This window comes from Actinophytocola glycyrrhizae (assembly GCF_042653545.1).
Lineage (GTDB): Bacteria > Actinomycetota > Actinomycetes > Mycobacteriales > Pseudonocardiaceae > Actinophytocola > Actinophytocola glycyrrhizae.
In genome coordinates this window covers 232,413-259,044 of sequence record NZ_JBHSIS010000024.1, presented here as the reverse complement: position 1 = coordinate 259,044, position 26,632 = coordinate 232,413, and the positions used below count along the sequence as shown (strand labels likewise).

At 70.1% G+C, this 26,632-nt stretch carries 31 protein-coding genes; 17 read left to right on the top strand and 14 right to left on the bottom strand.

All coding sequences use genetic code 11. From position 1 onward, the window contains the following. Positions 1–43: 43 nt before the first annotated feature. The 3 genes from ACFPCV_RS36010 to ACFPCV_RS36000 are packed head-to-tail and all read left to right on the top strand — an operon-like array spanning position 44 to position 2,254. Positions 44–742 carry a type III secretion system chaperone family protein gene (locus tag ACFPCV_RS36010; RefSeq protein WP_378061685.1) on the top strand — a complete coding sequence of 233 codons (699 nt, stop codon included), beginning with the start codon at positions 44–46 and terminating at the stop codon, positions 740–742. Positions 743–752: 10 nt separating this feature from the next. Next, positions 753–1,529: an SDR family NAD(P)-dependent oxidoreductase gene (locus tag ACFPCV_RS36005; RefSeq protein ID WP_378061683.1), complete on the top strand. Its 777-nt coding sequence runs from the start codon at positions 753–755 to the stop codon at positions 1,527–1,529. Positions 1,530–1,582: 53 nt separating this feature from the next. After that, positions 1,583–2,254: a type III secretion system chaperone family protein gene (locus ACFPCV_RS36000; RefSeq protein ID WP_378061681.1), complete on the top strand. Its 672-nt coding sequence runs from the start codon at positions 1,583–1,585 to the stop codon at positions 2,252–2,254. Between the two features lies 1 nt (position 2,255). Here ACFPCV_RS36000 and ACFPCV_RS35995 read toward each other — a convergent pair whose 3' ends face one another. The 3 genes from ACFPCV_RS35995 to ACFPCV_RS35985 are packed head-to-tail and all read right to left on the bottom strand — an operon-like array spanning position 2,256 to position 3,602. Next, positions 2,256–2,573 (bottom strand): DUF3558 family protein, encoded by a 318-nt coding sequence (locus ACFPCV_RS35995; protein ID WP_378061679.1) that lies wholly within the window; start codon positions 2,571–2,573, stop codon positions 2,256–2,258. A 14-nt stretch (positions 2,574–2,587) separates the two neighbouring features. Further along, a complete protein-coding gene (locus ACFPCV_RS35990) occupies positions 2,588–3,253 on the bottom strand; it encodes a DUF3558 domain-containing protein (protein ID WP_378061677.1) in 666 nt (221 codons plus the stop codon). Next, on the bottom strand, positions 3,231–3,602 hold the full coding sequence (locus ACFPCV_RS35985) for a hypothetical protein (RefSeq protein ID WP_378061675.1): 372 nt from the start codon (positions 3,600–3,602) through the stop codon (positions 3,231–3,233). The genes ACFPCV_RS35990 and ACFPCV_RS35985 overlap by 23 nt, the downstream gene beginning before the upstream one ends. Before the next feature lie 113 nt (positions 3,603–3,715). Between ACFPCV_RS35985 and ACFPCV_RS35980 the strand changes: the two genes are divergently transcribed. From ACFPCV_RS35980 to ACFPCV_RS35960, 5 genes are all read left to right on the top strand, one after another. Further along, positions 3,716–4,525 (top strand): LURP-one-related family protein, encoded by an 810-nt coding sequence (locus ACFPCV_RS35980; protein WP_378061673.1) that lies wholly within the window; start codon positions 3,716–3,718, stop codon positions 4,523–4,525. 91 nt (positions 4,526–4,616) lie between these two features. After that, a complete protein-coding gene (pyrE, locus tag ACFPCV_RS35975) occupies positions 4,617–5,171 on the top strand; it encodes an orotate phosphoribosyltransferase (protein ID WP_378061671.1) in 555 nt (184 codons plus the stop codon). A gap of 42 nt (positions 5,172–5,213) precedes the next feature. After that, positions 5,214–5,891 carry a LemA family protein gene (locus ACFPCV_RS35970; RefSeq protein WP_378061669.1) on the top strand — a complete coding sequence of 226 codons (678 nt, stop codon included), beginning with the start codon at positions 5,214–5,216 and terminating at the stop codon, positions 5,889–5,891. Between the two features lie 20 nt (positions 5,892–5,911). After that, on the top strand, positions 5,912–6,301 hold the full coding sequence (locus ACFPCV_RS35965; RefSeq protein WP_378061667.1) for a DUF2784 domain-containing protein: 390 nt from the start codon (positions 5,912–5,914) through the stop codon (positions 6,299–6,301). Continuing rightward, on the top strand, positions 6,247–6,897 hold the full coding sequence (locus ACFPCV_RS35960; protein ID WP_378061665.1) for a TrmH family RNA methyltransferase: 651 nt from the start codon (positions 6,247–6,249) through the stop codon (positions 6,895–6,897). The genes ACFPCV_RS35965 and ACFPCV_RS35960 overlap by 55 nt, the downstream gene beginning before the upstream one ends. Positions 6,898–6,904: 7 nt before the next feature. On the opposite strand, the gene ACFPCV_RS35955 is transcribed toward ACFPCV_RS35960, so the two are convergent. Continuing rightward, entirely contained in the window at positions 6,905–7,627 is a 723-nt protein-coding gene (locus ACFPCV_RS35955) for an AfsR/SARP family transcriptional regulator (RefSeq protein WP_378061663.1), read from the bottom strand. A 66-nt stretch (positions 7,628–7,693) separates the two neighbouring features. Between ACFPCV_RS35955 and ACFPCV_RS35950 the strand changes: the two genes are divergently transcribed. After that, a complete protein-coding gene (locus ACFPCV_RS35950) occupies positions 7,694–7,921 on the top strand; it encodes a DUF397 domain-containing protein (protein ID WP_378061661.1) in 228 nt (75 codons plus the stop codon). Positions 7,922–7,961: 40 nt separating this feature from the next. Here the strand turns inward: ACFPCV_RS35950 and ACFPCV_RS35945 are convergent, their stop codons facing one another. Continuing rightward, complete coding sequence (locus ACFPCV_RS35945; RefSeq protein WP_378061660.1) at positions 7,962–8,843, bottom strand: helix-turn-helix domain-containing protein; 882 nt, start codon at positions 8,841–8,843, stop codon at positions 7,962–7,964. 111 nt (positions 8,844–8,954) lie between these two features. Beyond that, positions 8,955–11,111 (bottom strand): molybdopterin-dependent oxidoreductase, encoded by a 2,157-nt coding sequence (locus tag ACFPCV_RS35940; RefSeq protein WP_378061658.1) that lies wholly within the window; start codon positions 11,109–11,111, stop codon positions 8,955–8,957. Between the two features lie 167 nt (positions 11,112–11,278). On the opposite strand from ACFPCV_RS35940, the gene ACFPCV_RS35935 reads away from it, so the two are divergent. The 3 genes from ACFPCV_RS35935 (at position 11,279) to ACFPCV_RS35925 (ending at position 13,599) form a co-directional block, all read left to right on the top strand. Then, a complete protein-coding gene (locus tag ACFPCV_RS35935) occupies positions 11,279–12,331 on the top strand; it encodes a glycoside hydrolase family 76 protein (RefSeq protein ID WP_378061657.1) in 1,053 nt (350 codons plus the stop codon). A gap of 10 nt (positions 12,332–12,341) precedes the next feature. Next, entirely contained in the window at positions 12,342–13,085 is a 744-nt protein-coding gene (locus ACFPCV_RS35930; protein WP_378061655.1) for an SDR family oxidoreductase, read from the top strand. 106 nt (positions 13,086–13,191) lie between these two features. Beyond that, the gene (locus tag ACFPCV_RS35925) at positions 13,192–13,599 is read left to right on the top strand and encodes a VOC family protein (protein WP_378061653.1); all 408 of its coding nucleotides are present in this window, start codon (positions 13,192–13,194) and stop codon (positions 13,597–13,599) included. A 755-nt stretch (positions 13,600–14,354) separates the two neighbouring features. On the opposite strand, the gene ACFPCV_RS35920 is transcribed toward ACFPCV_RS35925, so the two are convergent. Both ACFPCV_RS35920 and ACFPCV_RS35915 read right to left on the bottom strand, forming a co-directional pair. Then, positions 14,355–14,969 (bottom strand): DedA family protein, encoded by a 615-nt coding sequence (locus tag ACFPCV_RS35920; RefSeq protein ID WP_378061736.1) that lies wholly within the window; start codon positions 14,967–14,969, stop codon positions 14,355–14,357. A 117-nt stretch (positions 14,970–15,086) separates the two neighbouring features. After that, complete coding sequence (locus ACFPCV_RS35915; RefSeq protein WP_378061652.1) at positions 15,087–16,052, bottom strand: alpha/beta hydrolase; 966 nt, start codon at positions 16,050–16,052, stop codon at positions 15,087–15,089. Between the two features lie 178 nt (positions 16,053–16,230). Here ACFPCV_RS35915 and ACFPCV_RS35910 point away from each other — a divergent pair, with 178 nt between their 5' ends. After that, entirely contained in the window at positions 16,231–17,640 is a 1,410-nt protein-coding gene (locus ACFPCV_RS35910; RefSeq protein ID WP_378061650.1) for an FAD-binding oxidoreductase, read from the top strand. Between the two features lie 301 nt (positions 17,641–17,941). On the opposite strand, the gene ACFPCV_RS35905 is transcribed toward ACFPCV_RS35910, so the two are convergent. The 4 genes from ACFPCV_RS35905 to ACFPCV_RS35890 form a co-directional block, all read right to left on the bottom strand. Next, entirely contained in the window at positions 17,942–18,616 is a 675-nt protein-coding gene (locus ACFPCV_RS35905; protein ID WP_378061648.1) for a DedA family protein, read from the bottom strand. Positions 18,617–18,679: 63 nt separating this feature from the next. Next, positions 18,680–18,943 carry a hypothetical protein gene (locus ACFPCV_RS35900; protein WP_378061646.1) on the bottom strand — a complete coding sequence of 88 codons (264 nt, stop codon included), beginning with the start codon at positions 18,941–18,943 and terminating at the stop codon, positions 18,680–18,682. A gap of 58 nt (positions 18,944–19,001) precedes the next feature. Beyond that, positions 19,002–20,156: an N-acetylglucosamine-6-phosphate deacetylase gene (gene nagA, locus ACFPCV_RS35895; RefSeq protein WP_378061644.1), complete on the bottom strand. Its 1,155-nt coding sequence runs from the start codon at positions 20,154–20,156 to the stop codon at positions 19,002–19,004. Between the two features lie 465 nt (positions 20,157–20,621). After that, a complete protein-coding gene (locus tag ACFPCV_RS35890; protein ID WP_378061642.1) occupies positions 20,622–21,206 on the bottom strand; it encodes a SigE family RNA polymerase sigma factor in 585 nt (194 codons plus the stop codon). Between the two features lie 34 nt (positions 21,207–21,240). On the opposite strand from ACFPCV_RS35890, the gene ACFPCV_RS35885 reads away from it, so the two are divergent. Then, a complete protein-coding gene (locus ACFPCV_RS35885; protein ID WP_378061640.1) occupies positions 21,241–21,531 on the top strand; it encodes a YciI family protein in 291 nt (96 codons plus the stop codon). Here the strand turns inward: ACFPCV_RS35885 and ACFPCV_RS35880 are convergent. Both ACFPCV_RS35880 and ACFPCV_RS35875 read right to left on the bottom strand, forming a co-directional pair. Next, complete coding sequence (locus ACFPCV_RS35880; protein ID WP_378061638.1) at positions 21,508–21,972, bottom strand: pyridoxamine 5'-phosphate oxidase family protein; 465 nt, start codon at positions 21,970–21,972, stop codon at positions 21,508–21,510. The two genes, ACFPCV_RS35885 and ACFPCV_RS35880, sit on opposite strands and share 24 nt — an antisense overlap. A gap of 8 nt (positions 21,973–21,980) precedes the next feature. After that, entirely contained in the window at positions 21,981–22,877 is an 897-nt protein-coding gene (locus tag ACFPCV_RS35875; RefSeq protein ID WP_378061636.1) for a short-chain dehydrogenase/reductase, read from the bottom strand. Positions 22,878–22,989: 112 nt separating this feature from the next. Here ACFPCV_RS35875 and ACFPCV_RS35870 point away from each other — a divergent pair, with 112 nt between their 5' ends. The 3 genes from ACFPCV_RS35870 to fbaA all read left to right on the top strand — a co-directional run bounded on the left by ACFPCV_RS35870 (position 22,990) and on the right by fbaA (position 26,631). Next, positions 22,990–24,609, top strand: a complete 1,620-nt coding sequence (locus ACFPCV_RS35870) for an alkaline phosphatase D family protein (RefSeq protein ID WP_378061634.1) — start codon at positions 22,990–22,992, stop codon at positions 24,607–24,609. A 75-nt stretch (positions 24,610–24,684) separates the two neighbouring features. Then, positions 24,685–25,512, top strand: a complete 828-nt coding sequence (locus ACFPCV_RS35865) for an LLM class F420-dependent oxidoreductase (RefSeq protein WP_378061632.1) — start codon at positions 24,685–24,687, stop codon at positions 25,510–25,512. Positions 25,513–25,596: 84 nt separating this feature from the next. Beyond that, positions 25,597–26,631, top strand: a complete 1,035-nt coding sequence (gene fbaA, locus ACFPCV_RS35860) for a class II fructose-bisphosphate aldolase (RefSeq protein WP_378061630.1) — start codon at positions 25,597–25,599, stop codon at positions 26,629–26,631. Position 26,632 lies beyond the last annotated feature (1 nt).

The window sequence follows — 26,632 nt, the reverse complement described above, 5'->3', positions numbered from 1 at the left end:
CTGTGATCTTTGCTCCGGCGCTGTGACGGCTACTCTTTGCCGGGTGGGCATACCGGCATGGGTGTGGTTCGTCGTGGCGGTGGTCGCCGGGCTGGCCGGCGCCGCGCTGTTGCTGCGTGACCGCGCCCGCCTCACCTCGCGGAACCGGGAGCGCCGTCGTTGGGCCGCGCTGCGTGGGTGGCAGTTCGCGGAAACCGACCACCTGCTGCCGACCCAGTGGAGCGGCGGTGCCGTCGCGTTCCACGGCGGCGGCGTCGCACGCGACGTGGTCGCCGGGTCGACGTTCACCGCGGACGGCCGCCGCAAGGTGTACGTGTTCGACCTGGAGGCGGGCGGGCGGGTCGTCGCGGTGATCGCGGCCGTGCAGTGCAGGCGGGTGCTGCCCGCCGTGGTCGAGCTGTGGCTGCCGAGCGCACCGTTCCAGCGCGACACGATGCCCGAGCTGCTCGGGCCGGTCGGCCAGCGCTACGCGTTCGTCTCCGACATCAGCGCCGCCCGCGGCCTGATCACCCCCGACCTCGTGGACGCCACGGAGGAGATCGGCGCCGACATCCCGGTGGCGTGGATCGAGGAGGGCTGGGTGCTGGCGAGCGTCGCGCCGCACGCGTCACCGTCGCGGCTGGAGCGGCTGCTGCGCGGCGTCGGCGAGATCGCGGACGTGATCGACCCCTTCGACGCCGAGGTCGACCCGGTCGGCGAGCACGAGCAGCCGACCGGACGGCACGGGGAGCGGCCCGACTAACGTTGGGCGCATGCCAACAGCGCTCGTCACTGGGGCCACTGCCGGGATCGGCGCCGCCTTCGCCAGGAAGCTCGCCGCCGAGGGCTACGACCTGGTGATCGTCGCCCGCACCAGGGAGCGGCTCGATGAGGTCGCGGACTCCCTCGCCGCGAGCCACGGCGTCACGGTCACCCCGATGGCGGCGGACCTGTCGGTGGCCGGGGACCGCAAGCGCGTCGAGGAACGCCTGTCGGCCGGCGACCCGATCGACCTGCTGGTCAACAACGCGGGCTTCGGCACCCGGGGTGCGTTCGCGTCGACGGACATGGACCACCTGCAGTCCCAGCTCGACGTGAACGTCACCAGCGTGCTGCGCCTGACCCGCGCCGCGCTGCCGGGCATGCTCGACCGCGGCCACGGTGCGGTGGTGAACGTGTCGAGCGTGGCGGGTTTCTTCCCGGCCACGGGTGCGACCTACGCCGCGTCGAAGGCGTGGGTGACCACGTTCTCGGAGGGCATGGCGGCGAACCTGGCCGGTACGGGGGTGCGGGTGCTGGCCCTGTGCCCGGGCTTCACGAAAACGGAGTTCCACGCCAGGGCGGGCGACGACATGACGGCACTGCCGGAGGCTCTGTGGCTGAACGCGGACCGCGTGGTGGCCGACTGCCTGCGCGACCTGCGCCGCGGCCGCCCGCGCTCGGTGCCGGGCGGGGTGTACAAGGCGCTGCTGGCGGTGCCCCGGTTGTTGCCGCGCGCGGCACTGCGCCGCCTGGAGTCCCGCGTGGCCGAGGGCAGGGACCGCACCTGACTTTCCCCGAAACGGGCCCGCGGCGTCGCGGCCGTCACGTACTTTGACGTGCTGTGAACACAACGCTGCTGGTCATCGTCGTTGTCGTGGTCGTCGCGGCGGTGATGTTCTTCCAGTACCAGGCACACAAGAAGAAGGTAGAAGCCTTCACCGCACTGGCCGGAGAACGCGGCTGGCGCTACACGGAACGCGACCGCGGCCTTGCGAGGCGCTTCACCGGCACCCCGTTCGGCGAAGGCCACGGCAGGGACGCCCGCCACGTACTGACGGGGACGCACCGGGGCCGCCCCGTGCTGGCCTTCGAGTACTCGTACAAGGAAACACGTGGCAGCGGAGACGACCGCAGGACCCGGACCTACCACTACACGATCGTCTCGACAGGACTCCCGGCACCGAAGCCGACACTGCAGCTGAACCGGGAAGGCCTTGGCCGCAAGCTGCTGGGCTTCGTCGGCGTGCGCGACCTGCAGCTGGAAAGCGACGAGTTCAACAGGACATTCCACATCCGCACGGAGAACGACAGGTTCGCCTACGACGTACTCCACCCCAGGATGATGGAATGGATGCTGGCGGACGAACGCGCGCTGACCACCCCGTTCCGCTTCGAACAAGCCGACCTGCTCACCTGGCAGGAAGGCAAGATCGATGTGTCCGATGTGGACGCCCTGCTGAACTACCTGTGCGACGTACTGGACCACGTCCCGACCTTCGTATGGAAGCCGTGACCTAACCGGCCGCCATCGTCTCGACCGCTTCCCCAGCCACGTCAACGGCGACCACGCAAGGATCCTTCTTGCCCACATTGGACCGCGAGAGCCGAACGCGTGCTTCGAACGCAACCTCGTCACTCGCCCCGACGACGACCGTGCAGATCCCGTTCGGCCGATCATCCACCGCGGCACGAGCAACCGCGGGAAGACCTTCGACAGGCGGCAGTTCCTCGAAGTAGCCGAGCCGTCCGTCGGCGTGCGCCTCGTACTCCGCGCTGAGACCACGCGGATCCTTGTCGAGGAAGCGGATCTGCGCCTCGCTGAAGGTGCCCATGAACCAGCCGCGCCCTATCCGGCCTTGATGGTCTTGACGGCTTCCCCGGCCACGTCAGCGGCCGCCGCGCACGGGTCCATCTTCCCGATGTTCCCCTGGGACAGCTGGACCCGAGTCTCGAAAGCGATCTCATCACTGGCCCCCACCACAACGGTGCAGATGCCGATCTCCCGGTCATCGAGTCGACCACGCGCGACGGCCGGTTGCCCTTCGATCGGGGGAAGCGGCTCGAAGAAGGCCCACCTTCCGTCCTCGTTGGCCCCGTATTCAGCACTCAGGCCACGCGGGTCCTTGTCGAGGAATCCGATCCACACCCTGCTGTGGGTACTTTCGTTGCGCCATTCGCAGGTCTCGCCCAAAGGGCCACCGGACTGCCGACCAGCGGCACCGACGTCGAAGATGTCCGCGGACTGCTCGGAGGTCAGTGAGAGACAGGGATTTTCCTGGAACTTCGCCGTGTCGATCGGGTCATCGACTTCGGGAGCTCCGTCCGTCGGCAGCTTATCGGAGTCCGGAGTCGATTCCGTCGGCGCTTCCGTGCCTTCAGCCGTCGTGCTCGTCGGCTCCGGTGTCGCTCGTCCGGCAGTGGAATCTGTGCAACCGGCTGCCAGAACGACGAAAAGTGCGGGGAGTAGCCGAAAAAGATGTGAGCGCAACTCAGACCTCTCGGCCGCTCTCATTGACCTCGGTGACATTGGTTTGCTCGACTCCGAGGTAGTCGTCCAACGCATCTTGGAACAGCTGGGCTTGTCTGCTGCAGTACTGCTGGTTGTGCCGGAGGTACTCGATGTACGAGTTGCCGGAGGCGATCGCCACCTTGACATACGACTCACTCGCGAAGTCGCCGCCGGGCGGGTCGATGCGAGTCATCGAGTCGGCTCGATAGATCGAGTTTTCGTAGCTGTCGGCCAGCTCTTGCCACTTCTTGATCAGTGACCGGAGGTCGTCCGGGTCGAAGCTGAAGGTGCCCTGGGCCTGGGCCGCGTTCGCGATCGTGCGTAGGCCCTCGCCCTTGTGCAGTTCCCCCATCGTCGGCCCCTCCCTGGCTGCGCTGCGTAGCGAGCGTACCGCCCTCTGCCACTGTGGACGGGAGTATTCGGACAACGGCTGCGGGGCGTCGTTCGCGGTGACAAGCTGCCGTCATGACGCAGCCGCCTGGTTGGTACCCGGAGCAGCCCGGTTCCCCTGTTCTCCGTTGGTGGGACGGTGCGCAGTGGACACAGCACACACAGCAACAGCCACCGCGCAGTGACGCCAGCCCCTGGGAGGTGGAGGTCGGCAGGGGCCCAGATCCGGGCCGGGTTCGGGAGCAGGCCAGGGCGGCCGGGGTCGGTCAGGCCGGGTACGGCGGCGGGACGTTGTTCACCGAACCGGTTCTGGTGGTGAACCAGAAGGTCAAGCTCATCGAGATGGCCAACGAGTACGCGGTGTTCGACCAGCACGGGCGGCAGCTCGGGTCGGTCGCGCAGGTCGGGCAGAGCGCGCTCAAGAAGGCGGTCCGGTTCTTCTCCAGCTACGACCAGTTCCTCACGCACCGGCTGGAGGTGCGCGACGTCAACCACCAGCCGGTGCTGATGCTGACCCGGCCGGCGAAGGTGTTCAAGTCGCGGATCATCGTGGCGCGGCCGGACGGGCAGGAGATCGGGAAGATCGTGCAGGACAACGTGTTCGGCAAGATCCGGTTCACGTTCCTGGTGAACGAGCAGCAGGTCGGCGGGATCCAGGCCGAGAACTGGCGGGCGTGGAACTTCTCCGTCACCGACCACACCGGCGGGGAGATCGCCCGCATCACGAAGACGTGGGAGGGCTTCGCCAAGACGATGTTCACCACCGCCGACAACTACGTGGTGCAGATCCACCGGCAGCTGCGGGACCCGCTCGCCAGCATGGTCGTCGCGTCCGCGTTGACCGTCGACACCGCGCTCAAGCAGGACGAGCGCGGGTTCGGCTGACCCCGGTGGGATGAGAGCCGGCGGTCAGCCGGTTGTGACTTCTGGCGCGCCGCCGCCGCCATCGCCCCAGGTCATGAGACAGTGTCGACTCGTGCGAACCGTTGACCTCACAGCCAAGGGCGAGCTCGCCCGCCTCGTCACCGAGCTCGCCGTGGTGCACGGGCGCGTGACGCTCGCCTCCGGCAAGGAAGCCGACTACTACGTCGACCTCCGCCGCGCGACCCTGCACCACGCGGCGGCCCCGCTCATCGGGCGGTTGCTGCGCCAGCTCACCGCCGACTGGGACTACGTCGCGGCGGGCGGGCTCACCCTCGGTGCCGACCCGGTCGCGGGTGCGATGATGCACGCCGCCGCGGCCGCCGGTGAGGTGCTGGACGTGTTCGTGGTCCGCAAGGAGACCAAGGCGCACGGCATGCAGCGGCGGATCGAGGGCATCGAGGTCGCCGGGCAGCCGGTGCTCGCCGTGGAGGACACGTCGACCACCGGTGGCAGCGTGCTGACCGCGGTCGACGCGCTGAGCGAGGCCGGGGCGCGGGTCGTCGGGGTCGCGACGGTCGTGGACCGCGACACCGGGGCGCGGGAGGCGATCGAGGCACGCGGGCTGCCGTACCGCTACCTGCTGGATCTCGCCGACCTCGGTTTGTGAGTCGGCCCGCGTAGCACGTCCTCGCGGTATAGCCTCACCAGGGTGGAAGCGGTTCTCATCATCCTGCTGGTGGTCGTGGCGATCCTCGTGATCGCGGTCGGCGCCGTCATCTCGATGTACAACAGGTTCGCGCGGCAGCGGAACACCATCGAGGAGTCGTGGCGCCAGATCGACGTGGAGCTGCAACGCAGGCACGACCTGATCGGCAACCTGGTCGAGGTCACCAAGGCGGCCGCCCGGTTCGAGCAGCAGACGTTGACGCAGGTCGTGGCCGCGCGCACACAGGCGGTCGCCGCGCACGGCGCTGGCCCCGCCGCCCAGGGGCAGGCCGAGCAGGCGCTGAACGGCGCGCTGTCGAACTTCTTCGCGGTCGCCGAGCAGTACCCGAACCTGAAGGCCAACCAGAACTTCCTCGACCTCCAGCAGCAGATGGTCGAGACCGAGGACCGGATCGCGGCGGGGCGGCGGTTCTACAACGGCAACGTGCGTGCCTACAACACGCGGTTCGACACGTTCCCGTCGAGCATGGTCGCGAACTTCGGCAAGTTCCGGAAGAAGGAGTACTACGAGGTCGACGACCCGAACGTGCGGGCCGCGCCCTCGTTGAAGGGTGCCTTCGACTCGTTGACGGGACCGTCGGCGCCGACCCCGCCGCCCGGGCAGCCCGCGATCGGCACGCAACCGCCGCCACCTGCGCCGCAGCAGCCGCCACCCGGTTGATTCTTGGGTAGCGTGGCCGTATGGCCGGATTATTCGCCGACGTCACGATGGTGGTGCATTTCCTCGCACTGCTGTACATCGGTCTGGGCGGGTTCCTGGCCTGGCGCTGGCGAAGATCGATCTTCGTGCACGTGTTCTTCGCGGCGTGGGGCGTCATCGTCAACGTGCTGCCGGTGCCGTGCCCGCTGACCGCCCTGGAAGACTGGTTCCGCGGCATGCAGGGCCTCGGGCCGCTGCCCGGTGGTTTCAACGAGTACTACATCTACGACGAGATCGTTCCCCGCCCGCTCCTCCCGGCCGTCGCGGTGGGTGCGGTCGTGCTGCTGATCGTGTCGTACGTGGGAGTGTGGGTGCGGTGGCGGAGGAGTCCGGTCCGACCGAGTGGGCGTTCGGCGAGCCGGTCGGCGTAGGCCCGTGGCCGGGTGACTGGCCTGCCGACGACCGCTACGACCAGGCGTTGCTGGCCGACGGGGACCGCCGCAACGTGGTCGACCACTACCGCTACTGGCGCCGCGACGCCGTGGTCGCCGACCTCGACAGCCGTCGGCACGACTTCCACGTGGCCATCGAGAACTTCCAGCACGACCACAACATCGGCACGGTCGTGCGCACCGCCAACGCGTTCGCGGCCCGCGCGGTCCACATCGTCGGCCGCCGCCGCTGGAACCGGCGGGGCGCCATGGTGACCGACCGCTACCAGCACGTGCACCACCAGCCGGACATGGCGGCGCTGCTGGACTTCGCGACCGCCGAGGGCCTCGCGGTCGTCGCCGTCGACAACGTCCCCGGCGCGGCCCGGCTGGAGACGGCGCCCCTGCCGAGGAAGTGCGTCCTCCTGTTCGGGCAGGAGGGCCCCGGCCTCACCGACGACGCCCGCAAGCAGGCGACCCTGGTCGTGTCCATCGCCCAGTTCGGCTCGACCCGCTCCATCAACGCGGGGGTGGCGGCGGGCATCGTGATGCACGAGTGGATCCGGCAGCACGCGGACCTGGACCTGGCCTGGTAGCCGCCGACTAGTGGCTTTCCACGTGGCTCGTCCGGGGCCGCAGGTCCAGCATCCGCTTCGGCATCGACATGCCCAGCTCGATCAGGTGCTCCCGGAAGCGGTCGTACAGCTCGGCTGCCTCGGCCTGCCTGCCGGTGTGCCGCAGCGCGGACACGGCGAGCCCGACGACCTCGCTGTCGGCCAGCCGCTCGTGGGACAGCCGGAGGAGGTCCGGCACGTGCTGTTCCGCGCGGCCGAGGCGGAACTCGGCACGGATCAGCGCGATCTTCGCGGTCCGGCGTTCCTCGAGGAGGGTGTGGCGGCAGCGGTCGATCCGGCGGCCGGTCAGCCCGGCCAGCGGGTGCCCGGCGCACAGGTCGAGCGCCGCGCGCAGCCGCCGCGCCGCCGTGCGGTCGTCGAGCCTGCTCGACTCGGCCACGACCGCGGCGAGCCGGTGCGCGTCGACCCGGTCGGGCGGGATCGTGAGCCTGCACACCTGATCGCGGTTGACCAGCGTCTGCCGGAAGCCGAGGGCGGCGAGCCCGCGGCGGAGCGCGGTCAGGTGCTGTTCGAGGTCGGCGGACGCGCTCTCCGGCGCGTCGTCCCACATCCACTCGGTCAGCTCGAGGCGGGACACCGCCTTCCCCCTGGTGAGCAGGAGCGGCACGAGCATGCGCCGTTCCCGTTCCGGACCGAACTCGACGGCCACACCGTGTGCGGCGGGCCCGACCGTGCCGTAGAGGTGAAACATGACAGTTTCGGGCGAATAATTGTCGGATACTTTCGTCATCTTCTGCCTTCGGGTTTCCATGGACCCATGCACCCAGTCATGAGCGGCCACATGGAGAACTGGATCCGGGCGCACACCACCTTCGCGAAGAGCACCTTCAGTGAAGGTGGCAACTGCGTGGAGGTGGGCAAGGCCGAGGTGGTCGGAGTACGGAACTCCAAGGACCCCGACGGGCCCGTGCTGTGGTTCACGAGGAGCGGGTGGGACGCGTTCGCGTGCGGAATGCTGCCCCTACCGCGTCGTTCTCTCGGATAAAACGGCCATTGTGGACTCCATTGTCCTGATTGGTGTCGTCCTAACTGGTTGAACGAGTGCGGAGATCGGCGACGACGCCGCGCAGGAATTCCTGTGCCTCGTCACCGAAGAGCGCCGTCGCGCTCAGCTGTTCCCAACGGGACCGGTAGAGCGCGACGTGTTCCTCGGTGTCGACGGTCATGTCGGCGTGGATGGTCTCGACGCTGACCGTCGCGTCCGCGGCGCCGTCGTCCCCTTCGTAGATCACGAAGTTGTGCGTCGTGAGCGCGGTGGCCTCGACGTCGAGCGGGATGAACCCGATCGTGACGTTGTCCAGCGTGCCGACCGACGCGATCCGGTCGAGTTGCGCGGCCTGCAGGGCGACGGGGCCGGGTCGCCAGCGCAGTGCCGTCTCCGTGACCAGGAAGTCGAAGTGGCGTTTCGTCTCGTACAGGGCGAGCTGCCGGTGCAGCCTGCCCGCGACCTCGGCGGCCGGGTCGGCTTCGCTGTACTGCCGGTGGAACATGCCGATCACGCGGCGCGCGTACTCGGCGGTCTGGAGCAGTCCCGGCACGAGCGCGGGCTGAAACGTGCGGATCCTGGTCGCGGTGGACTCCAGGTCCTGGACGGTGTCCTGCAGGTTGCCGCGCCGCTGCAGCGCCGCCCGCCACGGATGTACCTCGTCGTACGCGGCCTCCGTCAGGGCCGTGAGTCGTTCCTGTGTCTCGACGGGCACCCCCAGCTCCTCTCCCCAGGCAGTCACCTCCGGAAGGGACGGGACGACGACGCCCGACTCGATCCGGGACACCTTGGACTGGCTGATGCCGATGCGCTGAGCCAGCTCCCGGCCGGACACCCCGGCGAGGTCGCGTTGCCGCCTCAGTTCCGCCGCCAGCCGCTCCCTGCCCGCCGGCGGCGGAACCGACCCACCCGAGGTGTCCATGACCCTCCCGTCATCCGTGCCGGGATGATCCAAGATGATGCGAACTGATGCGCATCACATCAGGCGTGCACGTGCGTTGTCAACGGTCTGATTCGTTTTGATTCGCCGGCCTCACGCGCCCGCGGGTTCGACCGCCACCGGGATGCCGTTGAGCGCCGCGGTGCCGGACAGCGCGTCGAGCAGCCGGTCGTCCGCCAGCACGTTGGTGTTCACGCCCGCGTGCGCCCGCGCGACCGTGGTGCGGGTGCCGTCCACGTCGTGGCCCCAGCCGTGCGGGATGCTCACCACACCGGGCCGGATCGCGTCCGTGACCTCCACCGGGATCTCGATCCTGCCCGCGCGGGAACGGACCACCGCCATGCCGCCGTCGACGAGACCGAGCCTGCTCGCGTCCGCCGGGTTGAGCTGTGCCGTGCAGCGGTTCTTACCGCGCACCAACGGTTCCAGGTTGTGCATCCACGAGTTGTTGGACGACAGCTGCCGTCGCCCGATCAGCAGCAGCTCGCCGTTCACCGGGGTGCCCAGCACGGCCGCGAGCCGGGGCACGTCGGCCGTGATCGCCGCGGGCGCCAGCTCGACCCGGCCCGAGGGCGTGCCGAGCACGTCGGGCAGCCGGGGCGTCAGCGGGCCGAGGTCGACACCGTGCGGCGCGGCCTCCAGGTCGGCGAGCGCCAGGTCGTACGGGCCGCCGCGCAGCATGATGTCGATCAGCCGCTCCGGGCCGCGGCGGTCGCCGGGCGGCACGCCGTACCGCTTGGCCGTCTCGTCGGCCACGAAGTCGTCCAGCGCCGCGATGTCGGCCGCCGCGCCCATGCCCGTGACGATGGCGGTGAGGCGCAGCAGGGTCTCCCACTCCTGCGGCACGTCCGTCGGCAGCGCGGCCGGTGTCCAGTTCGCCACGTTGCGCACCGCGAGCTGGTACAGCGCCAGGTCGTAGTGCGGGCGTTCGAGCGGCGTCGGGCCGGGCAGGACGACGTCCGCGTGCCTGCTCGTCTCGTTCAGGTACACGTCGACCGAGATCATGAAGTCCAGCTGCCCCAAGGCTTCCGCGAGCCGGTCCGCGTTCGGGGTGGACAGGCACGGGTTGCCGCACACCGTGATCAGCGCGCGCACCTGGCCCTCGCCGGGGGTCAGGATCTCGTCCGCGAGGGTCGCCACCGGCAGCTCCCCGACCACCTCGGGCAGGCCGCGGACCCGGCTGTGCCACCGGCCGGTCCGGAAGCCGCGCCGCTTCGACGGGCGCGCGTTCGCCTGCCCGGCCGCGGCCAGCGGGAACATCGCGCCGCCCTCGCGGTCCAGGTTGCCGGTCAGCACGTTCAGCACGTCGATCAGCCAGCTGGTGAGCGTGCCGAACGTCTGCGTCGTGGTGCCGATCCGGCCGTACACGACGGCACGGTCGGCGGCCGCCAGCTCGTGGGCCATGCGGCGGATGTCCCCGGCCGCGAGGCCGGTGTGCGCCGCGACCGTCTCCGGCGTGAACGGCGCGGCCAGCGCGCGCAGCTCGTCGACACCGTTGACCGGCAGGTCCCCGGTGTTCACCAGCGACATCGTGAACAGCTCGTTGACCAGCGCGAACAGCAGGAGCGCGTCGGTGCCCGGGCGGATCGCGTGGTGCTCGTCGGCGATCTCCGCGGTCCTGGACCGCTTCGGGTCGACCACCACGAGCTTGCCGCCGCGTTCCCGCAGCGCACGCAGCCTGCCGCGCATGTCAGGGGCGGTCATCAGGCTGCCGTTGGACACGAGCGGGTTCGCGCCGAGCATCAGCAGGTGCCCGGTGCGGTCCAGGTCCGGCACGGGGATGGTGAACCCGCCGCCGAACATGTGCCCCACCGAGAAGTGCTTGGGGACCTGGTCGACGGTGCCCGCCGTGTAGAAGTTCCTGGTGCCGAGCGCCTTGTAGAACGCAGGGCCGTACAGCGAGGTCGGCGTGTTGTGCACCGCCGGGTTGCCCGCGTAGACCGCGACCGCGTTCCGCCCGTGCTCGGCCATGATCGCCGGCAGCCTGCGCTCGATCTCCGCGAACGCCTCGTCCCAGGTGGCCTCGACCAGCTCGCCGTCGCGGCGCACCAGTGGCACGCGCAGCCGGTCCGGGTCGTGGTGGAGGGCGCCGAGCGACGCGCCCTTGGGGCAGACGAACCCGTGGGAGAACACGTCGGCGTCGTCACCGCGCACACCGGTGACCCGGCCCGCGCCGTCCCGGTCGTCGATCGTCACCGTCAACCCGCAGGTCGCTTCGCAGAGAGGACACGTCACGGGCGTGGTGGTCATGAGCCTCACTGTGACACAGGACGGTGACATCACTCTCCTGGCGGAAACATCGGAACCGATTCAGCGCTCACGATGTAGAAGTGACGCAACGGGCCGGTCATGCGGGCAGCACAACAGAAGGGTCACCGTCCCTCTGGGGTGCGCGGGCGGCCGTCACCGAACGTGCCGTGGTCGCCAGACACCTGCGGCGGGTGTGGGCGCTGCCCGGCACCCGGCTCGGTGTCGCGGGCTGGCCACAGTCGATCGGCAACCGCCTGCACGTCCACTGGAACTACTGGTGGCAGGCGCACCTGCTGGACTGCCTGGTCGACGCGCAGGAACGGCAGCCGAACGCGGCCCGCGCCGGCACCATCCGCGGGCTCGTGCGCGGTGTGCGCGTGCGCAACTTCGGCGCCTGGACCAACGACTACTACGACGACATCGCGTGGCTCGGCCTCGCGCTCATGCGCGCGCACGACTGCGAGGACGTGCCGGTCACCAGGGCGATGACCGCCATCGCCGCGCAGCTGCGTGCCGGGTGGACCGACCACGGCGGCGGCGGCATCTGGTGGCGGCGCAAGGACCTGTTCAAGAACGTCCCTGCCAACGGCCCCGCCGCGATCCTGTTCGCGCGCTGGTCGACCCGCGGCGGCGAACGCGCCGACCCGCAGCGGGCGAGATCCGTGACGGAGTGGATGTCGCAGGTGCTGGTCGACCCCGCCACCGGCCTGCTGTGGGACGGCGTGTACGTCGAGGAGGACGGGTCGATCAGGGACGTCGTCAAGGTCATCTACACCTACTGCCAGGGCGTGTACCTCGGCGCGTGCGTCGAGCTGGCCGAGGGCGACACCTCCGGCGTGTGGATCGAGCGCGCCGAGCGGACCATCGGCGCCGTCGCCGCCCACCTCAACGACGACGACGTGCTGCGCGGCCGGGGCGGCGGCGACGGCGGCCTGTTCGCGGGCATCCTCGCGCGGTACCTCGCGCAGGCGGCGCTGCGGCTGCCCACGTCCTCCCCGGCGGCCGCCACCGCGCGCGGGCTGGTCGTCGGCTCCGCGTCGGCTGCGTGGCGCAACCGGGCGCTGGCGCGGTCCGGCCCGCTCTTCGGGCCGGAGTGGTCGCAACCGGCGCGGGTGCCGAGGACCGCGGGGCACCGCAGGGCCGAACGCGACCTGTCCGTGCAACTGGCCGGGTGGATGGTCCTGGAAGCCGCGGCACTGCTGGAGCGCTCCACCGGATAGGTTCCCGGTCGTGAGTGTTGTGATCGTGACCGGCGGGAGCCGGGGAATCGGTGCGGCGGTGGTCCGGCAGCTCGCGCGGACCGGGTACGACGTGGCCATCGGCTACGCGAGCGACCACGACGCGGCCCGTGCGGTCGTCGCGGACGCCGAGGCAGCGGGCGCGCAAGCGCTTGCGGTGGCAGGCGACATCGCCGACGAGGAATACGTGCGACGCCTGTTCGACCAGGCCGTCACACTCGGTGACCTCACCGGCGTGGTGTGCAACGCGGGCATCACGGGTAACACCCCTGGGCGACTGGACGAGCAGGACGCGGCCACGGTGCGCCGCGTGCTGGACGTGAACGTGATGGGGGTGTTCCTGTGCAACCGGGAGGCGGTCCGCCGGCTGTCGACCCGTCACGGCGGGCCCGGCGGCGCGATCGTGAACGTGTCGTCGACCGCCGCGGGCCGCGGCTCACCCGGCGAGTGGGTGCATTACGCGGCGAGCAAGGCGGCCGTGGAGACCCTGACGTACGGGCTCGCCCAGGAGGTCGCCGCCGAGGGCGTGCGGGTGAACGCGGTCGCACCCGGCACCGTCCACACAGACCTGCACGCGGCCGCGGGCCTGCCGAACCGGGCGATCGAGCGGGCGCCGCTGATCCCCATGAAACGGGCGGGCGAACCGGAGGAGATCGCCGAAGGAGTGGTGTGGCTACTGTCCGGCGCGGCGTCGTACGTGACCGGTGCCACGCTGCCGATCAGCGGCGGTTACTGACGGGATATCGGCCTGCAGAAGATCCGATAACGGCGGGGGTTTTGCCGAACCGCTGCGGCAGTATGGCGGAGTCGGCCCGCCTCCGGCAGGGTCGGGAAGGACTCTGATGCCCCCGCTGACCGGTGTTCACCACGTCGCACTCACCGTCACCGACGTCGACCGCAGCGTCCCCTGGTACGAGCGGGTGCTGGGCTTCGAGTCGGTCGGCTGCGACGACCAGCCGACCGGGATGCGAAAGGCGTTCCTGCGCGGGCCGGGGTTCGGGATCACACTCACCCTCGTGCAACACCCGGTGTCCGAGTACTCCCTTTTCGACGAACGCAGGCCGGGCCTGGACCACCTCACGTTCTCCGTCCCGGGCCGCACCTGCCTGCGCGAGTGGACCGACCGCCTCACCGACCACGGCGTGACGTTCTCACCCATAAAGGAAGAACACACGGCCCCCGGCACCGAGGTCATCGCCCTCCGCGACCCGGACGGCATCCAACTCGTCCTGTGGGCCCGCGAAGACTGACCCCGGTTGTCCACAGCCGACCTGGTTGTCCACAGGTCGGCTCTTGTCGCTTGTTTTGTCGGTGGGTGCCGGTAGACTGGCATGGCGGGACGCCCCCGGGTTCGGGTGGGGGTTGCGTTCCGGTCGGTTCGCGGCTTTTGTTGTGGGTTTGTCCTCGCCGGACGGGCAGGTCTCGGGGGTGGCGGAGGGGTGGGTTGGCTGCGGTTGGGTTCGGGTCTGCCTGCCATCCCGTCGACCTCCCTGCGGGCTATCACACCGCGCCAAGGGGGGCCAGCTTCAGCGTGTTGTGATTCGGTCGTTTTGGCCCCCCTTGACGCGGTGTGATCGGGCTACGCCAGGTCGACGGGATGGCAGGGAGCCCCTTGGTGGTGGGCTTGCGCCACCGTCAGGGTTGCGTGGGTTGCGGGCCCGCTGCGCGGGCCTTCGTTTCGCGGCCCCGCTTCGCGGGGCCCGTTTGGCGGGGCCGGGCGCGGAGCGCCCGGGGCCTTTGGTGCTGTGAAAGGCGCGTTGACGGCGTTGGCGGTGCCGTGAAAGGCGCATTGACGGCGCTGGGTGCCGTGAATGGCCCATTGACGGCACTTGTTGTGCCGTGAACGCGCCTTTCACGGCACCAGCCCGCCTGCGGGCGCTGCGCGGGACAGCGGCGGGTGGCTCGCGTTCGTGGTGCTTCGCTTCGTGAGCCAGTCAGCACGTATTTGCGGGGACCCTGGGGTTCGGGTGGGGTTGCGTCCGGTTGGTTTCCGTGATCTCGCGGTTCAGTCCTGTACGGAGCCCGCGGTGATCGTCGCTTCCACCGGTGGTTTGTGCATTTCCTGCCGGTAGCGGAGCACCCCGTACAGCGTGCCGACGACGAAGAACGCGATGCTGCCCCACAGTGCGACGGCCTTCAGCCACGGCATGTGCGAGAGCAGTCCCGCGCCGTAGTACCCGAGAAGCACCAGCGTCGGCACCCACGCCAGTCCGCCGATCGTCGTGGCCACCAGGAACCGGCGGTGGTCCATCTTGGCGGCGCCCGCGATCAGCGGCGCGAGCGTGCGGATCCACGGGATCCACCGCGCCAGCACGATCGCCCAGAAGCCGCGACGGTCGAGGAAGTCCCGTGCCCTGGCGAGGTTTTCGAGGTTCAGCACCCGGCCACCGCGCCGCGCGATGATCGTGTGGCCCGCCTTGTGGCCGATGTAGTAGCCGACCATGTTGCCGACGACCGCGGTCACCATCGCGGCGGCGGACAGGGCCCACGCGTGGACCTCACCGTCGTGTTCGGCCAGCACCACACCCGCTGCGAACAGCAGCGAGTCACCGGGCAGGAACAGCCCGACGATGAAGGCACACTCGGTGAACACGAACCCGAGCACGATGATCCACACCATGACGGGTCCGGCGGATTCGAGCACGCCGGTAGCCACACTCACGACAGGTAGCGTACGTGTCCGTTCGCGGACCCAGCCCGCAAACGTGTTCGAATTCGCCGGATCTCCACCGCCGTGTCAACTCGCGGTCGCGATCACGCCCTGGTCAGCGGCCAGTTCGCGGACGAACTGGCCGACGTAGGAGATCGCGGCCCTGCCCTCGGGGAGCAGCGGGTAGAACGCCGGGAACACGTGCACCTGCCCCGGCCACACCTGCAGTTCACAGTGGACACCCGCGGTCCGGATGCTCTCCGTCATCCGCTCGGAGTCGCCGAGCAGGCATTCGGTGTCGCCGACCTGGATCAGCACCGGCGGCCAGCGGCGTTTGTTGGCCCGCAGCACGTTCAGCCTGCTGTGCGTGAGCGCGTACTCGCCCGCGTAGGTCCGGCCGCACTCCATCGCCCGCTGCGGCGGCACGAACGGGTCGCGCCGCACCTTGTCCCGGTCCGCCAGTTCCGCGCAGGTCAGGTCAAGGAACGGGGAGAACATGACGGCCGCGGCGGGCATCGGCAGCCTGCGCCTGGACAGGTCGGCGAGCAGGCCCGCGACCAGGTGGCCACCTGCGGAGTCACCCATGACGGTGATCGACTCCGGGGGGTGGCCGGTGCGCAGCAACCAGCGGTACGCGGCGAGCGCGTCATCGGCAGCGGCCGGGAACGGGTGCTCGGGCGCGCGGCGGTAGCCGACGAGGAACGCGGGCCGTCCCGTCGCCGCGGACAGCGCCGCGACCAGGTGTTTGTGGGTGCGTTGCGACCCGAACACGAAGCCGCCGCCGTGCAGGTACAGCACCACGCCGTTCGACTGGTCAGCGCGGCGGCCGGTGATCCACAGGCCCCGGACGTCACCGTCGGCGACCGGTTCGACCCGGGTGCCGCGGGGCAGCGGGGTGAGCCCGACGGTGTCGAACATGTCGCGCACCACCCGCAGGTGCGGCCACGCGGTGATCCGCAGGCGGTCGCCGACCGGCCGGAGCCCGTTCATGAGGAGTTGTGCCAGCGCCCGGCTCTGCACGCTCGGGCTTGTGGGCACAGTCGGCCGCGTCATCGCACCCAGCCCTCCTCTGAACGTCCTCTTTGACGTATCAACCACTGTAAATGACGGACGGACTCGATCGAACCCGCGAAAGTCGCACACCTTGATCTCGGTTCGGTGTCGCTCCTCGTGTCCCTCGAGTGTTGGTCGAGAGGCTCGAATTCCCCTTGAAACGGTTACGGTTGGGTGTGTGAGCACTCTCCTGGACGAGCTGCGTGCCGCTGTGGGTGACGGCGCGGTGCTCGTGGACACCGATGTCACCGAGAGTTACCGGCGCGACATGATGCCGCTGGCGCCGCACGGCGCACCGCTCGCGGTCGTGCTGCCGAGGAGCGCGACGGAGGTGCAGGCCGTCGTCCGTGCGTGTGCCGCCGCCGGCGTGGCGATCGTGCCGAGAGGTGCGGGCAGCGGCCTGTCGGGCGCGGCGAACGCCATCGAGGGGTGCGTCGTGCTCGCGATGACCAGGATGAACGAGATCGTCGAGATCGACCCGGACAACCGGCTGGCGGTGGTGCAGCCGGGCGTGGTCAACCTCGACCTGCGCGGCGCCGTGGAGAAGCACGGACTGTTCTACCCACCGGACCCGTCGAGCTACGACTGGTGCACGATCGGCGGCAACCTGTCCACGAACGCGGGCGGGCTGTGCTGCGTGAAGTACGGCGTGACCACGGACTCCGTGCTGGGGCTGGAGGTCGTGCTGGCGGACGGCGAGCTGCTGAGGACCGGCCGCCGCACGGTGAAGGGCGTGGCCGGTTACGACCTCACGAAGCTGTTCGTCGGCAGCGAGGGCACCCTCGGCGTGATCACGCAGGCGACGCTCGCGCTGCGCCCGCTGCCGCAGGCCCCCGGCACGATGGTCGCGGCGTTCTCGGCGGTGGAGACCGCGGGCGAGGCGGTGAGCCGGATCGTCCGCGAGGGCATCGTGCCGTCACTGATGGAGATCATGGACGCGACGTCGATCGCGGCGGTCGAGGCGCACCTGAAGACGGAACTTGGTGCCGGCGCGGGCTGCGCGGCGCTGCTGATCTGCCAGTCGGACTCCGGCGGCGAGGCGGCCCGGCAGGAGCTGCGCGCCATCGAGCAGGTGTGCGAGGACGTCGGCGCCGACCTGGTGCACTCGACGTTCGATCCGGCGGAGGGGCAACTGCTGCTGGCCGCGCGCCGGGCGGTGCTGACCGCGCTGGAGGTCTACGGCGCGTGGATGACCGACGACGTGTGCGTGCCCCGCACGAGGATCGCCGAGCTGATCGCGGCGTGCGAACGCATCTCGGCGGAGGTCGGGCTGCGCGTCGCGGTGGTCGGCCACGCAGGCGACGGCAACATGCACCCGACAATCGTCTACGACCCGACGTCGGAGGACCAGTTCGCGCGCGCCACCGTGGCGTTCAACGACATCCTGGCCGCGGGCCTGGAACTGGGCGGCACCGTCACCGGCGAACACGGCATCGGCAAGATCAAACGCGACTGGCTGGAGAAGGAGATCGGCCCGGTCGCGATGCGCACCCACCGCGCGATCAAGGCCGCCCTGGACCCGGACAACGTCTTCAACCCGGGCTCGATGTTCTCGATGACGGCCGCCGGCCCTCCAATTCCGGCGTAACGCTGGAGTTGTCCACAGCTGGGGTAGTTGTGAAGGCGCGTTGACGGCGTGGCAATGCCCTGAAAGGCGCGTTCAGGGCGCTGGGCGTCCTGAATGGCCCATTGACGGCACTTGTTGTGCCGTGGCCTTTCACGGCACCGGTCCGTCCTGCGGGGGCCCGTCGGGCGGTCGAGGCATCGGCGGGCCTCTCGGTCTGCGGTGCCAAGTGCTGTTGGCTGTTCGCACGTGTTGACCCTTGGGTTCCGCGCACGAAAAAGCGGACCGCTCCAATGTAGGAGCCGTCCGCCTTCTCTCGCGTGGGTCAGATCCGCTCGATGATCTCCGTTGCCGCGTCGGCGCTCGCCTCCGGGAGATTCTTCTTCTCGCGGCGCGCCTTGATCAGCTCGACGATGATCGGGACGATCGAGAGCAGGACGATCAGGATGAGCATTCCCTCGATGTTCTGCTCCACGAACGGGATCTCGCCGAGGAAGTAGCCCAGCACGGTCAGGCCCGCGGCCCACAGCACGCCGCCGATGGCGGAGTAGGTGAAGTACTTCTTCGCGTCCATTCGCCCGACGCCTGCCATCGCGGTGATGAACGTCCGCACGATCGGCACGAACCGCGCCATGACGATGGCCCTGGCGCCGTACTTGTCGAAGAACTCGTGCGTCTTGTCGACGTACTCCTTCTTGAACAGCTTCGAGTTCGGCTTGTTGAACAGCGCGGGCCCTGCCTTCGCGCCGATCCAGTACCCGCACACGTTGCCGACGAAGGCGCACACCGTCACCAGCACGCACACCACCCACAGCGGTGACGCGATGGCACCCGTCGCGACGAACAGGCCCGCCACGAACAGCAGCGAGTCACCAGGCAGGAAGAAGCCGACCAGCAGGCCGCACTCCGCGAAGATGATCAGGCACAGTACGGCGAGTGCCCAGCCGCCCATGCCGCGCAGGATGACCTCCGGGTCGAGCCAGGCGGGCAAAAAGGACATGGTGTGCACAGTTGCGGCGGCGATCGTCACGCCAACAAAGGGTACGCGTGCTTCCTTTGATCTTTATAGGAGAGTCACCAGGCCGACGACCGCGCCCGCCGCCAGGCCCAGGACCAGTGACAACAGCAGGATGAGCCACGCCGGGATCTGTTTCGCCGGGTCGTCGAGCCGGGTCGTCGACTCGCTGGCGGGTGCCGGTGGGGTGATGGCGCCGAACTCGCTGCCGGACAGCAGGCCGTAGCCCACCTGCGACGTGTCCGCGGGGGCGCGGGTCGCCTGTGCGCGCAGTGCTTCGGCGAGGAGCCGTTCGGGATCGTCGGTGCTCACGTTCCCCCCTCGCAGGCTGCGGGGAGCCCCTGCGACATCGGTTCGCTCGCAAGCTCGCTCACGACACGGACGGTACCCACTCTCCGCGCCGCATGACGGATGTCGGCCGCAGCGCGTCGTCGAGCAGCACCACGTCGGCGGCGTACCCGGTGGCGAGCCTGCCGGTGACGTTGCCGAGGCCGAGCAGCTCCGCGGGGCGGGTGGCGGCGGCCGAGACCGCGTCCAGCACGCCGAGACCGCAGCTCTGCACGAGGTTGCGGAACGCGGCGTCCATGGTGAGCGTGCTGCCCGCGAGCGAGCCGCCGCCCGCCAGCGTCGGCACGCCGTCGGTCACGTTCACCTCCAGCCCGCCGATGTCGTACACCCCGTCGCCGGCTGCTGCGGCGGCGATGGCGTCGGTGATCAGCACGGTCCGGCCCGCTCCCGCGTGCCGCGCGGCGAGCCGCACGACGGTCGGGTGCAGGTGGACGAGGTCGCAGATCAGCTCGACGGTCACGCGTTCGTCGTCGAGCAGGACGCCGATGGGGCCGGGTTCGCGGTGGTGGAGCGGGCGCATGCCGTTGAACAGGTGCGTCGCGACGCTGGCGCCCGCGTCGACCGCGGGGACCACGTCCTCGGCCAGCGCGTCGGTGTGCCCGATCGCGGCGATGACACCGGTGTCGACCAGCCGCTTCACCGCGGGCACCGCACCTTCCAGCTCGGGTGCGACGGTGACCATGCGGATGGCGCCGTGCCCCGCGGCGAGCAGCGCGTCGACGGAGACGGGGTCCGGCGGCCGGAGGATCGCGGGGTCGTGGGCGCCGCAGCGGGCGGCGGACAGGAACGGGCCTTCGAGGTGCACACCGGCGACAAGCCCGTCCTGGACGAGTTCGGCGAGCGCGGCGACCTGCTCTACCAGCTCGGGAACGGGCCGCGTGACGAGGCTCGCGAGCATGGTGGTGGTGCCGTGCGCGGTGTGCGCGTCGACGACCTGCCGCACGTGCCCGGGGTCGGCGCTGGTGAAGGCGGCGCCCCCGCCGCCGTGGCAGTGGATGTCGACGAAGCCGGGCAGCACCCAGCTGCCGGTCGCGTCGGTCACCTCGGCGTCGGGCCGGGCGGGTGGTTCACCGGAGCCGATCGCGCTGATCGTGCCGTCGTCGACCAGGACCCAGCCCGGATCGAGCACGCCGTCGGGTGTCGCCACCCGTCCCCCGGTGATCAGCTGCGCAACCATTCCTCACCCCTCGAACACTGACGCTATTGGTCTATACCATAGCGTCTCGGAGCCGCTTGGGGATTATTCACAATGTATCAATGCCGTCGCGTTATCACCTAACGAATCGGACCGGCGACTGGGTGAAAAATCGCTTCCGATGTCGTGATCGTCACGGCGGGCCGAACCCCGCGACCGGCCCCGCGGCTCACGCGCGAGCGGAACGTGCCGACGTGAGCACGAGAAGGCGCGGCGGACCCAGGTGAGGTCCCGTCGTCCCGGGTGGCGGTGGCACGCCCCGAAGGCGCGCCATGTCGTTGAGTGCCGCCTGCGCAAACCGCGCCGACCTGCGAAAAAGCGCGAACCGGCCGGAACGCAACCCCCACCCGAACCCGGGGGCGTCCCGCCATGCCAGTCTACCGGCACCCGCCGACAAAACAAGGGGTCCTGGCTCAGCTGTGGACAACTCGGTCGGCTGTGGACAACTCAGTGCGGGGTGCGCATGATCCTCTGCAGTGCGTCGAGGGCGCGGCTCGCGGTCGACTTGACGGTGCCCTTCGAGATGCCCGCCGCGTCGGCGATCTCCGCTTCCGACAGGTCGCCGTAGTAGCGCAGCACGAGCACTTCCCGTTGCCTGGGCGGGAGTTGTGACAGTGCGCGCACCACCGACTGGTGTTCGGCCGTCAGCATCGCGAGGCTTTCCGCGGACCGGGCGTTGACCTGGTGTGGTGGCGTGTACTCGCGGGCGGTCTTGCGGCGGCGCAGCACCGAGCGGGAACCGTTGACCACCGCGGTGCGCAGGTAGCCGACGGCCGCCGCCGCGTCGCGGAGGTTGCCCCAGTTGCGGTGGAGGCCGGTGAACGCCTCCTGCACGACGTCCTCCGCGGTCGCCGGTTCGTCGACCAGCAGCAGGGCCAGCCGGACCAGGCGCATGCGATGGGTGCGGTACAGGTCCTCCAGCGTCAGCGGTGCCTGTTCCACCTGTGGCACCGGGAAACTGCCGGTGTCGATCGCACGCAGGTGGCCGAGCGTCCGCTCGACTGTGCGTTCCGCGCTGAGGTCCCCAGTCACATCAGAACCCTATCGACAGCGGTAGCGTGCCGCCATGGCCTGGTACACCGTGGAGACGACGTACATCGACGACCGTGCGCGGCTCGCGGACAGCAGGCCCCGCCACCGCGAGTACCTGCGGGCGCTGGTCGAGCAGGGCAAGGTCGGTGCGGCCGGGCCGTGGGCCGACGACTCCGCCGGGTTCGCGATCTACCAGGTCGCCGACCGGGCCGAGCTGGACCGGCTGCTCGCCGAGGACCCGTACACCGTCGACGGGGTCGCCGCCGCGCGGACCGTGAACGAGTGGCAGCTCGTCCTCGGCTCAGTAGGCGCCGCCCAGCTTTGAGTGGTCCCAGCTGACGATCTTCGTCGGGCGGCAGACCAGGCCGACCCGCTTGGGCGCCTGCAGCCGCACGAACTGGCTGCCCGCCGTCGCCACCTGCGGGTTCTCCGTGTAGCGGTGCATGAGCTGCTGCCCGATCAGCGTGATCTTCTCGGTGTTCGTGACCAGTTCGACGTCGCACTCCATGGAGACGCCGCGCAGCTTCTCGTACGAGTCACCGGTCTCGATGAGGATCGTCGCCTGTGGGAGACGCCGCAGGTTCACGGCCTTCTGCGACTTGGCGTACGTCCACGTCTCGACCACGTCCCCGTGCGGCACGTACCACAGCGCCACCAGATGTGGTCTGCCGTTCGGCCCCATCGTCGCGATGTTCGCCGTCCTGCCCTCCGCGAGGAAAGCCGTGATCTCCTCGGGCGTCATCTGCACCTGGCCACGTCGCGACATGGAACTCGTTATAGCGCACGCTCCCGCTGCGCCGCGGCCTTCGCGCCGGGACCGACCATGCTGGACTCGGCCGCGCCGCGCTTCTCGATGTCCTCGAGCGCCGCCCTGTCCGCGCCGGGCATGATCTTCCGCGCGTACAGCTCGACCACCCTCGGCAGGAGCGCGCGGAACAGCTTCGCGACGCCGACCCAGCCAGGCACGTGCACGACCCGCGCCCGCCTGGCCAGCCCGGCCGACATCAGGTCCACGGCCACCGACAGCGGATAGGTCTTGCTGACCAGGCCACCCGCGGCGCCGCGCAGCTTGCCGAACACCGGGTGCTCGTCGGCCGTGTTGACCATGTCCGTGGCGATCCAGGTGGGGTGCACGACCCCCACGTCGACGCCGAGGTGCCTGACCTCCGCGCGCAGCGAGTTCGCGAACGCCTCGACGCCCGCCTTCGCCGCCGAGTACGCCGCGTTGCCGGGGATGTGGATGATCGCGGCCGCCGACGACACGAGCATCGCGTAGCCCTTGGCCTCGACCAGGTGCGGCAGCGCGACCCGGACCGTCCTCCACACGCCGAGCAGGTCCACGTTGATCACGCGCTCGAACGCGGCCCGGTCGATGGAGCGGGTGAAGCCGGTCGCCGCGATGCCCGCGTTCGCCACCACCGCGTCGATCCGGCCGTAGCGCTCGGCGATCGCGGTGGTCGCCTTCTCCAGGTCGTCCCAGCTGGTGACGTCGGCCTCCCACGCCCCAGCGTCCTGGCCGCACTCGGCGGCGACCCTGGTCAGCTCGTCGACCTCGAGCCCGACGAGCGCCACCTTCGCGCCCTTCGCTGACAGATCCCGTGCGAGCCCGGCGCCGATGCCCCGCGCCGCACCCGTGATGACCACGACCTTGCCGCGCACGTTCTTGCTCATGAACCCGAACCTACCATTGGTAACCTACTCCGAGTAAGTGGCAACTGTGCACGGGAAGGTTACGCAGAACGGCTGTATGTCACACCCTGATGCGTGGCCAGGATCGAAAGTCATGGAGCAGACCTTCGACCGTCGATCCGTTCTGCGTGCAGGCGCGGCCACCGCCGGTGTGGTGCTCGGCGCCACCGCCCTCCCCACCACCGCCCTGGCCGCCGCCGACCCGGTGTTCGCCCACGGCGTCGCGTCCGGCGACCCCCTGCCCGACGCGGTCCTGCTGTGGACGCGCGTCACCCCCACCCCCGACGCGACCCCCGGCTCCGGGACCGGGCCGGCCGTGACCGTGACCTGGGAGGTCGCCGCCGACCCGGCGTTCGCGACCGTCGTCGCGGCAGGCACGCAGACCACCGGCCCCGCCCGCGACCACACCGTCAAGGTCGACGCCACCGGCCTGAGCCCCGCCACCACCTACCACTACCGCTTTCGTCTGGACGGCGCAGTGTCGGCGACCGGCACCACCCGCACCGCGCCCGCGCTGTCGGCGGCCGTCGCCCGGCTGCGGTTCGGCGTGGTGTCCTGCTCCAACGTGCCGGACGGCCACTTCGCGGCCTACCGGTACCTCGCAGAACGCGGCGACCTCGACGCCGTGCTGCACCTCGGCGACTACATCTACGAGGGCGGTGGCGGGGCCGTCCGCCCGCACGACCCGCCACGCGAGATCCTCACGCTCGCCGACTACCGGCGCCGCCATGCCCAGTACAAGTCCGACGAGCACCTCAGGCGGTTGCACGCGAGCGTCCCGTTCATCGCGACCTGGGACGACCACGAGGTCGCCAACGACGCGTGGTCCGGCGGCGCCGAGAACCACCAGCCCGAAACGGAAGGCGACTACGCGGCCCGCAGGGCGGCCGCGCACCAGGCGTACTTCGAGTGGATGCCGGTGCGCAACGAGGCCGACCGCATCTACCGGCGGCTGCGGTTCGGGCTGCTCGCCGAGCTGTCCATGCTGGACCTGCGCACCTACCGCTCGCAGCAGGTCGGCATCGGCGACGGCGCCACCGACGACCCGGACCGCACGCTGACCGGCGCCGAGCAGATGACGTGGCTCCAGAACGGGCTCGTCTCCAGCGGCGCGCAGTGGAAGCTCGTCGGCACCTCCGTGATGGTCGCGCCGCTGCAGCTGCCGCCGCTGTCCCCCGAGCTGCTCGGCCCGCTCGCGGAGCTGCTCGGGCTGCCGCGCGAGGGCATCTCGATCAACCCCGACCAGTGGGACGGCTACGCGGTCGACCGCAGGCGCCTGCTCGCGACGATCGCCGACAACGGGGTGCGCGACACCGTGTTCCTGACCGGTGACATCCACTCGTCGTGGGCCAACGACGTGCCCCGCGACGCCGGGCTGTACCCGCTGCTGTCCAGGTCGGTGGCGACCGAGTTCGTGTGCACGTCGGTCACCTCGGACAACATCGACGACATCCTCGGCGCTCCGCCGAGGACCACGTCGGTGGTGCTGGAGACGGCCGTGCAGGCGCTGAACCGGCACATCAGGTACTGCGAGCTGGACTCGCACGGCGCGTCCGTGCTCGAGGTGACGCCCGCAGGCGCGCAGATGGACTGGTACTACCTGGCGAACAAGACCGACCCGGCGAGCGCGCTGTCCTGGGCCCGGTCGTTCCGGACCAGGGCGGGGACACAGCGCGTGCAGTCCGTCGGCACGCCGATCGGGCCGCTCGCGTGACCGCTGTCCCGCGCCGGTCGCTGCTGGGTGGCGCGGCGGGCGCGGTCGCCGGAGTGCCCGAGTAGTCTTCGATGCATGTCGAAGACTTTGGGTGTGTGGGACCGGCCGCTGCCGTGGCTGCGCGACCCGGCTGTGCTCGCGGAACTGGAACGGCTCGGTTACCAGCGGGTGTGGCTCGGCGCGTCGCCGCCGGCCGACCTCTCCCCGGTCGAGCCGATGCTGGCCGCGTCGACCTCGCTGGCCGTCGCCACCGGGATCGTGAACGTGTGGGACGGGCCGCCGGACCCCGCCGCCTACGCGCGCGTGACCTCGGCCCACCCCGGGCGGTTCCTCCTCGGCGTCGGCGTCGGTCACCCGTCGATGGTCGGGGCGCGCTACACCAAGCCGTACGACCGGCTGGCGAGCTACCTCGACGGGCTCGACGAGGGCGGGGTGCCGGAGTCGGGCCGGGTGCTGGCCGCGCTGGGTCCCCGGGTGCTGCGGCTGGCGCGGGACCGGGCCGCCGGGGCGCACCCGTACCTGACCACACCCGAGCACACGGCCCAGGCCAGGGAGATCCTCGGTGCGGGAAAGCTGCTGGTGCCCGAGCAGAAGGTCGTGTTGTCGACCGATCCGGGGCAGGCGCGGGAGATCGCGCGGTCGCAGCTGGCGATGTACCTGACGTTGTCGAACTACACGAACAACTGGCTGCGGCTGGGGTTCACGCAGGCGGATCTCGAGGACGGGGGTAGTGACCGGCTGGTGGACGCGCTCGTCGCCTGGGGTGACGAGGAGGCGATCCGGGGGCGGATCGCGGAGCACTGGGACGCCGGGGCCGACCAGGTGGCGCTGCAGGTGCTGAACGAGGACAAGATGGGGGTGTTGCGGGCTCTGGCGCCGACGACGGCGGGTGCCTCCTTCTGAATCGGTCATCCTCCCGGCGCGCTGCGACTCCCTGCTCGTAGGATCGGGCCCGACGCCCTGTCCAGCCATGAGGAGGACGTACCGATGCCCATCGCCACACCCGAGGTCTACGCCGAGATGCTGGACCGGGCCAAGGCGAACGAGTTCGCGTTTCCCGCCATCAACGTGACCTCTTCCGAGACGCTCAACGCCGCCCTCCGCGGCTTCGCCGAGGCCGAGAGTGACGGGATCATCCAGGTCTCCACCGGCGGGTCCGAGTTCGCCTCCGGTACCAAGGTCAAGGACATGGTGACCGGCGCCGTCGCGCTCGCCGAGTTCGCGCACGTGGTCGCCGACAAGTACCCGGTGAACGTCGCGCTGCACACCGACCACTGCCCCAAGGACAAGCTCGACGGGTTCGTCCGGCCGCTCATCGCCATCTCGCAGGAGCGGGTCTCCGCCGGCAAGGAGCCGTTGTTCCAGTCCCACATGTGGGACGGCTCGGCCATCGACCTCGACGAGAACCTCACGATCGCGTCCGAGCTGCTCGACCAGGCCGCCAAGGCCCGGATCATCCTCGAGGTCGAGATCGGTGTCGTCGGCGGCGAGGAGGACGGCGTCGCCCACGAGATCAACGAGAAGCTCTACACCGCCGAGGGCGACTTCAGCAAGACGATCGATGCGCTCGGTGCCGGGGAGAAGGGGCGCTACCTGCTGGCCGCGACCTTCGGCAACGTGCACGGCGTCTACAAGCCGGGCAACGTGAAGCTGCGCCCGGACGTGCTCAGGCGCGGTCAGGAGGTCGCGGTCGAGAAGCTGGGCCGCCCGGCCGGTGACAAGCCGTTCGAGCTGGTGTTCCACGGCGGGTCCGGGTCGCTGCTCGAGGAGATCCACGAGGCGCTGTCCTACGGCGTGGTGAAGATGAACATCGACACCGACACGCAGTACGCGTTCACACGGCCGGTCGCCGCGCACATGTTCGCCAACTACGACGGCGTCCTGAAGATCGACGGCGAGGTCGGCAACAAGAAGGCCTACGACCCCCGGTCGTACCTGAAGGCCGCGGAGCAGGGCATGGCCGCGCGCATCACCCAGGCGTGCGAGCACCTGAAGTCCGCGGGCCGGATGCTGGCAGGCTGAC